Here is a 10,463-nt window from a genome sequence, read left to right as displayed (position 1 = left end):
AACTCACTAAAAGTTTTATCTTTGTTTAAAAATACCACATGATAAATAGTATTAAAACTTATACTACTATTATAAGATGATCTTTAAGATTCATAAAGGTATATTTATGCTAAACCATAAAACCCAAGTTTGTTTTTTTAATAACCTGATTGGACGTTTTTATAAAAACCATTTGATCATAGATGTTAAAACTTTAAACCTAGATTTTATTTTAGATGTTATTGAATTTCCGACATCAATTGAAGGTTTAAAAAAAGCACCTAAAGTATCAAAAATTAAAATACCTTTTACGCAACTTGCTCAGGATCTTCAGCCACAAAATTACCTAGATTTAGTCCAATCTGATGCCAAAAATCTGTATCTGCAGATTGGGCAAGAAAGACGTTATATTCACGGCGAACAAACTAATTTTTCATATGCTACATCGGTGTTTCAGCAGATCGGTGATGATGAAGTGCTCCAGCTTGAGGCTTTGAACTATGCACTGAAGCTCCAAAGCATTACTAATGGTATTCAGCAACATACAACAGCGATTGAGACATATATCGAGCTAAAGCCTTTACGATATGCGTTTAGCTTAGATACGTTCATAAGTGCAACTGCAGATCTAGATCAACCTTTCGATACTCGTGAAGCGCTTTCTGGCCATATCGTTAACCATTGGGAAAAATGGGTTAAAGCAAACAATATCACCAGTGAAAGTTCTTATGATGCGGTGCTAATAAATACCGATAAATTAATACTGGTTCGAGTCGGTATTCACTCATTCTCAGTGAAGATTACAGACCTTGAAGTGGCTGACGGCGTTATCTATGCTTCTCTTTGTGATTTAGAGCTCTTACAGGTGCTTCTACCAACGTTCTTTGATGGTATACCTTGCCGTATTACTGCATATGCCGATATGAACATTCAATATGCTGTATCGCAATATAAGACTTGGCTATCAAGTCAAAACCTGAAGAAGATCCAGTACGTTCGCAAACAAGGTATTGAGAAGTACTTGCGTAAAAAATTAGAAGATGAAAGTGACTTAATCGGTAACGCGCAACTTGCCAAAACCCTAATGAATACCAGCTATACAGAACAAACAGTCTCATTTTTTTCTGACGCTTGGGGATTATCGTACGCAAACCATTTTGAGAAGAAAATTCGTCATGCTTTTGATCTGGTCATACAGGCTTTGGATCATGAAGGGATCTCATTAGAGCAGCTGCAGTTCATCAATAGCCTAACAAAAGGGGCAATTGAGAATGCTATTAACGAGATGCTGAACAAGACTGGTTCGCCGTTAAACGTGGTACCAACACTCACTCAAGAATTACTGTTAATTTGCGATGAATTCAATGCCAAAAAACTCAACATATCAAGTGAGCTCTTGGATGCAATCACTCAGTTTGCAGAACAATATGCAGTATCACCACTGTTGGCCATTAAGCGTGATAGCGCCGTGTATTTGCTGTATGAACCATTAGATGCCGATAATCAGTTAATTGATTATGAGTGGTTTTGTACTGCGGTATATACCAAAAATCAGTTTGTGCCTGAAGCCGATGAACAACATAAAACAAATGTAGCGGATCTTCTTAAATCGGTTGAAGTACTGCATGTATTCAAGCCGAATATCCTGTCGTGGACCAATGGCAAGGTATTTGAAACGCCAGAAGAAAAGAAAAATGCTTTTATGTTATGTCTCACACCTGAAGCATTTGAAAATCAAATAGAATTCTTACGCACTAAGAACGCAATACCAGGATATTTTAAAAACCTGATTACATCCTTAGGTGGTTTAAGTACAGTGGCCACGGAACAAGATAAATACGGTGTATTTTTGATTGAGTCGATCGCTAAAAATTCGACTGGTTTTGCATATCAAGGACAACTCTTTCCTATCGATCAAAATGCCCAAATTGACTTAGATCAATGCTCAAATTTAACGCTTAATTCTAAACTACTACCAAAAAACTACCTGACCTTTAAAAGACTAATGAGATTAAGCGATAGTTTAACGAATGGCGTTAAATAGGTTTAAGAAATATTATTATTTTTACTTTAAGTTTAAATAGTGGTTTTTTAAATGCACAAAAATAAAGTATTATACTTTCAAACATAAAACCCTTTTAAAGTTATACAGAGAATACTGAATGAAACTATTAAAAACTGCGATGGTGGGTATCCTTGGTACTGTAATAGCACATACTGCTTTTGCTTATGATGATGTACCAACCCCAAATCCAAACTTTAAAGAAGCTTACGTGGGGCTTTTAACGCCATCTAAAAACTTTAATGTTGTTGCTGGTGGCCTTACACCTGAAATCAGCGAATATAAACTGTCTGATAGCTATTTTGAGAACAATTCAAATCAACGATACAAAGCGACAGCTCACCTTTATCAACAGATGAATACTCGACAACGAGCGATGTATTTATTAGTTCAGCACACAGCTTACTTAAACGATATTTTCTACCCTCAACGTAACCCTTTAGTTAATCCAAACGTATCAGACGAACAATTGAATGTTGAACCAGCACTTAATAAACTGCAGTCCTTACGTACTGACAAAGATATTGTCGAAAATGTTGTAGATCGTGAAACTATGCTTCAGGTATTAAAAGCACATTACGATTATTATATGCGCGATCAATTTACAGTACGTTTTTACGGTAAAAACCAAAACACATTTACTTATGGAATTGATAACTATTCTGGTTTAAAAATACGTTCGGTGGAAGGAAACTTACGCATTGTTGATCGCAAAAGAGGTACATTGTTAGGTGACTCAATGGTTAAGTTAAACCACTGGATACCAGCTACCCGTACCAAAGAGCGCCGCACTATTGATATACCGTCTTCCATGCCAGAATGGAAAGACGTTGAAATTAAAGATCTTGCAATTAAATTCCAACCAACTGCAATAACAACCATGCAAGGTAAACGCATTGATATTAATAAAATCTATGCGTACAACACTGAAAAATTCAATTTCTAATGTATATAGCGGTCACTATCGACCGCTTTATTTTGTTCCTGGATAAATATTAACCGTAGCCTAAGCAAAAGTTACTTGTAACTTAGAAAGGATATCTAATTAAGGTTAGAACTATGAAGAAATTACTTCTTTCAATTGCATCTGTAATCATGATCGGGGGATGCACAGAAGTTCCGAAGGATATGTCACATGTTGATGTTTTTACAAACGATCGCTACCTATCGACAGCATATGAGTTTAATAAGCTGGTTGATGATACATTCAAATACCCGTATTCAAACATCCCATTTTTAATGGTTACGGGAGGGTGGAGTGTTAGTGGTCCAAAAGAACCAATATCGCAAATTGTATACAGTTGCTTAGCTTCTAATGAGGTGCAATTGGTTACAAAATACAAACTATTTATGCCCGAAGTTACTTACATCAAAACACCTGAAAACCAGGTGAAAAATTGCATCATTAAACATTCTAATGGCTCAATTAATGCAGACGCGTTGAATGACCTTAAAGCCTTCACTTTATTCCAAAAATATTCAGATAATCCATTTTTACGCAAAACTGTGGACGCAGCGAAAGCAGATGGCAAAATATCAGTAAAAGAATATATGGATATTGTGCAAAATGTCATAAAATTAAGTAAGGCTGACGAACAGGTTCAGCTAGAAAAAACCATCCAAGAGCTTTAAGCATTATTATGTCGGAAAACCTTTCCATGCATAGCATGACGAATGAGGAATTGATTCAAGAATGGCTGGATAGCCTGAAGCTTGAAAATAAGTCCGACATGACAATTAATGAATACAAAAAGAGCTTACTTTTGATGTTAGAAATGCCTTTTTTTAAAGGTAAACATCTATTGGAACTAGACCGCGATTACATCACATCATTTCGGTTGCATCGAATCGATGTTGATATTGTTTCTGCAAGAACACTCAACAAAAATTTATCAGCTTTAAAAAACTTCCTGAACTATTGTCTGCGTAAGGAATATATACCTGAAAACTTCTTTTCTGACATTCGGGTTAAGTTCAAAAATCAAAGCTTACCGCGCCCGATCGCCGTGAATACGTTGAATGAGATACTTGATAACAAGACGCCATTAAATCCGAAATACAATAATCAAAAGTTAAGAGATCTAGCAGCTGCAGAAATTGCTTATTCTGGCGGTTTACGTATCTCTGAATTACATGCCATCAAACTAAGTGATATCAACCTCAGTGCTATGCAACTAAAGGTATTGGGTAAAGGAAATAATGAACGGATTGTTTTTTTAGGAAAAAAATCACTAGAGGCTATTTCTACTTGGCTTTTAGTTCGTAATCGTTGGATTTCAAAAGCTGGAGTAGAAGACTGCGGATATTTATTCATTGCACCATCTGGCAAACATATTGCGAAAAACCATTTAGGTGCATGCATTACAGCTCTGTTAAAGGCGCATGGTTCTGGACATATTGGTAGTACTCATGCTTTGAGACATAGTTTTGCATCGCACTTGTATAACAAAACAAAAAATATTCGCGCCGTTCAGGAAATGCTAGGTCATAAATCACTATCTTCGACACAAGTATATATTCTTGTAGATCACGAAACGTTGATTAGTTCTTATAAAGATGCACATCCACGCGCTAGAGCGAACCAAGATTAATAATTTATTCGCTTCTTGTACTTCTAAAGATATATCGTAAACGATCGAAATAATTAACTTTTGATGGTGCCCGTAATGGCTAAGACTTTTGAACAAGTAAAAAAAGAATTTTTCAATACAAGGGTCATCACAAACAATCGACTACCTAAGCGTGGTGAAAGCCACAAAATTGCTGTGAAACTTGGTTTAATAGACCAAAAACAATCAACATATGTTAAAAAACAGAAACTTTCATATGTTGGCTTATCTGTAATTGAGTGTTTTGAAGAAGCTGGTTTAGATGATGTCTATATCAATGAAAAAATTGAAGAGTTTTCAGAGCTAAAAAACTATACTTCATTACATAAGGCATTAAGAATACTTGATGACGGCCACATGGCCCGTTTAGCAAAAAAATTAGAGGTTTCAGTCGATATGCTCAATGCGACATTGGCTGTGCTGAATAAAATATAAAAAACGGATTGAACCAACCCATGAATGCAAATGAGCTTTATGAAAAGTTACAGCAAATTGGTAAGCCACTGGTCCACGTAGAAAGCCTCGTATCTACAATGCAGTTGGAAATCCCTGTTGAAGAGATTGAAAAACACATTGAACTTTTCGGGGTTAATTTTTTACTGGTAGAAGTTGTTCGGGTGGTGTATCAAAAAGTATGCTAAAAAAAAGCAGGTTGAATTTTGATAAAATAGAGAAATGCAAATAACTCTAGAAATCAAATGTCCAACCTGCCTCAGTGACAGTATAAAGAAAAATGGCATCAAAGTAGATGGGAAACAAAACTACCAATGCAAAGACTGCAAACGTCAGTTTATTGGTGACCATGCTCTGAGCTATCTAGGATGTAATTCTGGCATTACTCGTAAAATATTACAGTTAATGGTCAGAGGCAGCGGTATACGAGATATCGCTGAAGTTGAGCGCATTAGTATCGGTAAAGTCTTACGGACTTTAACTGAATCGGCCTATCAAATTCAGCCTAAACAAAGTCATTATGAATCTCTCGAAGTAGATGAATTCTGGACTTTTGTTGGAAATAAAAATAATAAACAATGGCTTATTTACGCCTACCATCGAGAAACAGGTGAGATTGTTGCTTATGTTTGGGGTAAGAGAGATTTAGCTACAGTCCAAAGGTTGAAGACAAAGCTTAAACAATTAGGTATTCACTACACCCGAATTGCAAGTGATCATTGGGACAGTTTCATCACTGCTTTTAAAAACTGCAAGCAAAGTATTGGTAAGTTGTTTACTGTAGGAATTGAAGGTAATAATTGCAAAATAAGGCATCGAATAAGGCGTGGTTTTAGAAGAAGTTGCAATTTCTCCAAAAAGCTTGAAAACCATTTTAAAGCCTTCGACTTAACCTTCTTTTACATCAATAATGGCTTCATTTAATGTCAGCATACTTTTTAAAACACCACCCACCTTTGAAAACATGTACATGAGGTAGTTTATCGGCGCAAGAATCGTTGAGTGATCGAAAAATTGACGATAAAACGAGTGACGAACCTTCCCACGTTGCTGAATGTAAAGTGCAGAAAGAATAAAAATCGCCAGAATGATCCACTTAATCATATGAAAACCTGGAAACCAAAGAAAACGAAATAAAAGAAAAAGACCGGTATTCGGTCTAGACTGAGAATTGTAACATAGGCTGCAAAGTACGTCCTATTTCCAGCTTTTCATCACAAGTTTTCATTCTGTTTGGGTTTACCTGCAAGTGCAGCATTGACTAAATTGCCAAAATCGGCGCAAAGGTTGACTTGAAATATAAGGACGCTGTCTAATCATTTTTTAATCACTCATCCATAAAAAATCTTAAACGAAACAAAAACTTCACTCTATTTAGACCACATCATTCAAAAATACATCACGCAAGCACACGAAATAATTGAATAAAAATAGATGACCCTTGCGTCACGGCTTGATACAACTTGTTATGTTCTTTTTCGATATAGTTATCGTAAGATTGGCGGAGCATAGATGTACGTAGGAATGACGTACTCGCTTCACAACATCAACTTAGAAGTCCTCCAAAATAAAGGAGATCAGGCATGATCCACGCTGGCAATGCCATTACCGTCCAAATGCTTTCGGACGGAATTGCAGAATTCCGCTTTGACTTACAAGGTGAGTCGGTCAACAAATTTAACCGTGCAACGATTGAAGATTTCAAAGCTGCAATTGACGCTGTTAAAGCAAACGGTGACATCAAAGGCTTAATCGTTACTTCGGCTAAATCTACATTTATCGTTGGCGCAGATATTACTGAATTTGGTGCAAACTTCGCTCAAGGCGAACAAGCGATTGTGGATTGGGCATTGCCTGTTCACGACATTTTCAACGCGTTTGAAGATTTAGAGATTCCTAAAGTTGCAGCGATCAATGGTATGGCATTGGGCGGCGGCTTTGAAATGTGCCTCGTGTGTGACTATCGTGTGATGTCAGAAGCGGCTCAAGTCGGTCTTCCTGAAATCAAACTGGGCATCTTCCCTGGTTTCGGTGGTACGGTTCGTTTAAGCCGTCTAATTGGTATCGACAATGCAGTTGAATGGATGGCCATGGCTAATCCTAAAAAACCTGCTGCGGCACTGAAAGACGGTGCGGTTGATGCGGTTGTTGCTGCAGACAAACTACAAGACGCTGCGATTGACTTGGTTAAACAAGCCCTTGCTGGCCGTGTAGACTGGAAAGCAAAACGTCAGGAAAAACTTGACCCTGTTAAATTGAACCCAATCGAACAAATGATGGCGTTCAACTCGGCGAAAGGTGCGGTCCTTGCAAAAGCAAATCCTGCTCAATACCCTGCGCCTAAACTTCTTCTTGACTCATTACAAGCAGGTGCAAGCCTTCCACGTAATGAAGCACTTCAAGCTGAAGCGGCTGGTTTTGCAAAAGCAGCCATTACACCACAAGCAAATGCGTTAATTGGTCTATTCATCAATGACCAAGTGGTGAAGAAAACTTCGAAGAAATATGAAAAAGGTGCACACCCTGTAAACCAAGCGGCTGTATTGGGCGCGGGTATCATGGGTGGTGGTATTGCTTACCAAGCGGCAAGCAAAGGCACACCAATCATCATGAAAGACATTGGTAATCCGCAACTTGCTTTGGGTATGAAAGAAGCCAATGGCTTACTCACCAAACAAGTTGAACGTAAGAAGATGAAACCTGCTCAAATGGGTGAAACTCTTGCGCGCATCCGCCCTACTTTAAGCTATGACGAGTTTAAAGAAGTGGACATCGTGATTGAAGCAGTAACTGAAAATCCAAAAGTAAAAGGCATTGTACTTGCTGAAACTGAGAAGAATGTTCGTGACAACACGATCATTGCTTCAAATACTTCAACAATTTCAATCACACGTTTGGCTGAAAACCTACAACGTCCTGAAAACTTCGTGGGTATGCACTTCTTTAACCCAGTACACATGATGCCATTGGTAGAAGTGATCCGTGGTGAGAAGACTTCGGCTGAAGCGATTGCGACCACGGTTGTTCTTGCTCAGAAAATGGGTAAAACACCAATCGTTGTGAACGACTGCCCAGGTTTCCTTGTAAACCGCGTCTTGTTCCCTTACTTCGGTGCATTTGACCTTCTATTGAAAGACGGTGCTGACTTCCAACAAGTCGACAAAGTGATGGAAAAATTCGGCTGGCCTATGGGTCCTGCTTACCTAATCGACGTTGTTGGTATCGACACGGGCGTTCACGGTGCAGAAGTGATGGCTGAAGGTTTCCCTGACCGTATGAAGCCAGACTTCAAAGGTTCAATCGAAATCATGTACGAAAACAAACGTTTGGGTCAAAAGAACGACGTTGGTTTCTACAAATACGAACTTGACCGTAAAGGCAAAAAAGCCAAAGTGGTTGATCCAACTGCGTATGAGCTTGTTGCTACTGTGGCAACTGCAGAAAAACGCGAGTTTGATGCTCAAGAAATCATTGACCGTATGATGCTTGCTTTCTGTAACGAAACTGTTCGTTGCCTAGAAGACAACATCGTAGCGACTGCTTCTGAAGCAGACATGGCGATGATTATGGGTGTAGGTTTCCCTCCATTCCGTGGTGGTCCATGCCGTTACATCGACCAAACTGGTGTTGCTGAATACGTTGCACTTTGCGACAAATACGCACACTTAGGTAAGGCTTATGAAGCGCCACAAATGTTGCGTGACATGGCTGCTAACAACAAAAAATTCTACGGTTAAGGAGCAACGTGAATGGCTACTTTAAATCCACGTGACGTTGTCATCGTTGATGGCGTACGTTCAGCAATGGGTAAAACCAAAAACGGTATGTTCCGCAATGTACGTGCTGACAGCTTATCGGCTGAATTGGTTCGTGCTTTAGTTGCTCGTAACCAGTTTGACACCAATGAAGTTGAAGACCTGATCTGGGGCTGTGTAAACCAGACTCTAGAACAAGGTATGAACATTGGCCGTAACATTGGTTTATTGGCTGATCTTCCAAAAACTGTGGCAGGTCAAACAGTTAACCGTCTTTGTGGTTCATCTATGCAAGCGCTTCACACCGCTGCTGCACAGATTGCAACCAACCAAGGTGATATCTTCATCATCGGTGGTGTAGAGCACATGGGTCACGTAGGCATGATGCACGGCATCGACCTCAACCCAGAAGCGTCTAAGCACTATGCAAAAGCGTCTAACATGATGGGCTTAACGGCTGAAATGTTAGGTCGTATGAACGGCATTACGCGTGAAGAACAAGATGCGTTCGGTGTTGAATCTCACCGCCGCGCTTGGGCTGCAACGCAAGAAGGTCGTTTCAAAAACGAAGTCATAGGTGTTGAAGGTCATGATGCCAATGGCTTCAAAATCCTATGCGACATCGATGAAGTGATTCGTCCAGATGCAAACCTTGAAGCATTCAAAGGTTTACGTCCTGTATTTGACCCGAAAGGCGGTACAGTCACTGCGGCAACGTCTTCTGCGCTGTCTGACGGTGCTTCTGCAATGTTGTTGATGTCTGCTGAACGCGCTCAATCACTTGGTTTAAAACCACGTGCTGTGATTCGCTCTATGGCGGTTGCAGGCTGTGACGCTGCAATCATGGGTTATGGTCCTGTACCTGCAACTCAAAAAGCGCTTAAACGTGCTGGCTTAAGCATGGCGGATATCCAAACCATCGAGTTAAACGAAGCATTTGCTGCTCAAGGCTTATCAGCCATGAAAGGTCTAGGCGTTTATGACAAGCAAGACATCATTAACTTGAATGGTGGCGCGATTGCATTGGGTCACCCATTGGGTTGTTCTGGTGCACGTATTACAACCACGTTGTTGAACGTAATGGAACAACAAGATACACAAATCGGTCTTGCGACCATGTGTATTGGTTTAGGTCAAGGTATCGCGACGATTATCGAACGTGTTTAATTAACACTAAGATAAAATAAAAATCCCCCTTGTTGGAGTATATAGTAAAAACAGTGTCTATTCGCGTGTGAGTGAGTGACAGGGCTTTACATATAACGTCAGCGGCTTTAATTTCAAACGTACATACTGTGTATAATGGTATGTACGTTTTTTATTTGCGCCGAGTCCTTCGGCGGTAACCATTCATCCATGAATTTTTGTTCAGTGTTTAATTGCACCTTGTGAGTGCGACTTGTTCCAACAAGTCGGGAGAGATAGGAGTTACGTCATTGGTTTAGCAGGACGGGGATAGTTATTTGCGGCAAGTACAGAGTTGTCGCCGCATCCATGCGGCTTTGACAGTTCAGTTGTTCACTCATTGATTCACCTTCTTGATTAATTGCACTTAATTTACCACCACATTGCAACCGCTCCTTACCACGTGTTGCAAATTAATCG

Annotated in this window: 10 protein-coding genes; 9 read left to right on the top strand and 1 reads right to left on the bottom strand. The window is 39.4% G+C overall.

Annotation, left to right across the window (positions count from 1 at the left end):
- The first annotated feature begins 76 nt into the window (after nucleotides 1-76).
- The 7 genes from I6L31_RS18415 to I6L31_RS18225 all read left to right on the top strand — a co-directional run bounded on the left by I6L31_RS18415 (nucleotide 77) and on the right by I6L31_RS18225 (nucleotide 6,027).
- Nucleotides 77-2,023 carry a hypothetical protein gene (locus I6L31_RS18415; protein WP_227518677.1) on the top strand — a complete coding sequence of 649 codons (1,947 nt, stop codon included), beginning with the start codon at nucleotides 77-79 and terminating at the stop codon, nucleotides 2,021-2,023.
- 118 nt (nucleotides 2,024-2,141) lie between these two features.
- On the top strand, nucleotides 2,142-2,987 hold the full coding sequence (locus I6L31_RS18250) for a hypothetical protein (protein WP_005006221.1): 846 nt from the start codon (nucleotides 2,142-2,144) through the stop codon (nucleotides 2,985-2,987).
- A gap of 113 nt (nucleotides 2,988-3,100) precedes the next feature.
- The gene (locus I6L31_RS18245) at nucleotides 3,101-3,673 is read left to right on the top strand and encodes a hypothetical protein (RefSeq protein ID WP_005006224.1); all 573 of its coding nucleotides are present in this window, start codon (nucleotides 3,101-3,103) and stop codon (nucleotides 3,671-3,673) included.
- A 26-nt stretch (nucleotides 3,674-3,699) separates the two neighbouring features.
- Entirely contained in the window at nucleotides 3,700-4,632 is a 933-nt protein-coding gene (locus I6L31_RS18240; protein ID WP_005006225.1) for a tyrosine-type recombinase/integrase, read from the top strand.
- A gap of 75 nt (nucleotides 4,633-4,707) precedes the next feature.
- Entirely contained in the window at nucleotides 4,708-5,085 is a 378-nt protein-coding gene (locus I6L31_RS18235) for a helix-turn-helix domain-containing protein (protein ID WP_005006227.1), read from the top strand.
- A gap of 20 nt (nucleotides 5,086-5,105) precedes the next feature.
- Nucleotides 5,106-5,291, top strand: coding sequence for a hypothetical protein (locus tag I6L31_RS18230; RefSeq protein ID WP_005006230.1), 186 nt, complete (start codon nucleotides 5,106-5,108; stop codon nucleotides 5,289-5,291).
- Between the two features lie 34 nt (nucleotides 5,292-5,325).
- Nucleotides 5,326-6,027 (top strand): IS1 family transposase, encoded by a 702-nt coding sequence (locus I6L31_RS18225; RefSeq protein WP_005005861.1) that lies wholly within the window; start codon nucleotides 5,326-5,328, stop codon nucleotides 6,025-6,027.
- On the opposite strand, the gene I6L31_RS18220 is transcribed toward I6L31_RS18225, so the two are convergent.
- A complete protein-coding gene (locus I6L31_RS18220; protein WP_005006236.1) occupies nucleotides 5,992-6,207 on the bottom strand; it encodes an aspartyl/asparaginyl beta-hydroxylase domain-containing protein in 216 nt (71 codons plus the stop codon). The genes I6L31_RS18225 and I6L31_RS18220 overlap by 36 nt on opposite strands.
- Nucleotides 6,208-6,686: 479 nt before the next feature.
- On the opposite strand from I6L31_RS18220, the gene fadB reads away from it, so the two are divergent.
- Both fadB and fadA read left to right on the top strand, forming a co-directional pair.
- Nucleotides 6,687-8,840 carry a fatty acid oxidation complex subunit alpha FadB gene (gene fadB / locus I6L31_RS18215; RefSeq protein WP_004978714.1) on the top strand — a complete coding sequence of 718 codons (2,154 nt, stop codon included), beginning with the start codon at nucleotides 6,687-6,689 and terminating at the stop codon, nucleotides 8,838-8,840.
- A gap of 12 nt (nucleotides 8,841-8,852) precedes the next feature.
- Nucleotides 8,853-10,025: an acetyl-CoA C-acyltransferase FadA gene (fadA, locus tag I6L31_RS18210; protein WP_005006238.1), complete on the top strand. Its 1,173-nt coding sequence runs from the start codon at nucleotides 8,853-8,855 to the stop codon at nucleotides 10,023-10,025.
- Nucleotides 10,026-10,463 lie beyond the last annotated feature (438 nt).

The organism is Acinetobacter septicus, assembly GCF_019355975.1.
Lineage (GTDB): Bacteria > Pseudomonadota > Gammaproteobacteria > Pseudomonadales > Moraxellaceae > Acinetobacter > Acinetobacter ursingii.
This window is presented reverse-complemented; position numbering and strand designations above follow the sequence as displayed.

What these genes read in the sequence shown, in the direction of transcription:
- I6L31_RS18245 (WP_005006224.1), top strand. Translation starts at nt 3,101, where the DNA reads ATGAAGAAATTACTTCTTTCAATTGCATCTGTAATCATGATCGGGGGA.
- I6L31_RS18415 (WP_227518677.1), top strand. Translation starts at nt 77, where the DNA reads ATGATCTTTAAGATTCATAAAGGTATATTTATGCTAAACCATAAAACC.
- I6L31_RS18250 (WP_005006221.1), top strand. Translation starts at nt 2,142, where the DNA reads ATGAAACTATTAAAAACTGCGATGGTGGGTATCCTTGGTACTGTAATA.
- I6L31_RS18235 (WP_005006227.1), top strand. Translation starts at nt 4,708, where the DNA reads ATGGCTAAGACTTTTGAACAAGTAAAAAAAGAATTTTTCAATACAAGG.
- fadB (WP_004978714.1), top strand. Translation starts at nt 6,687, where the DNA reads ATGATCCACGCTGGCAATGCCATTACCGTCCAAATGCTTTCGGACGGA.
- fadA (WP_005006238.1), top strand. Translation starts at nt 8,853, where the DNA reads ATGGCTACTTTAAATCCACGTGACGTTGTCATCGTTGATGGCGTACGT.
- I6L31_RS18230 (WP_005006230.1), top strand. Translation starts at nt 5,106, where the DNA reads ATGAATGCAAATGAGCTTTATGAAAAGTTACAGCAAATTGGTAAGCCA.
- I6L31_RS18240 (WP_005006225.1), top strand. Translation starts at nt 3,700, where the DNA reads ATGCATAGCATGACGAATGAGGAATTGATTCAAGAATGGCTGGATAGC.
- I6L31_RS18220 (WP_005006236.1), bottom strand. Translation starts at nt 6,207, where the DNA reads ATGATTAAGTGGATCATTCTGGCGATTTTTATTCTTTCTGCACTTTAC.
- I6L31_RS18225 (WP_005005861.1), top strand. Translation starts at nt 5,326, where the DNA reads ATGCAAATAACTCTAGAAATCAAATGTCCAACCTGCCTCAGTGACAGT.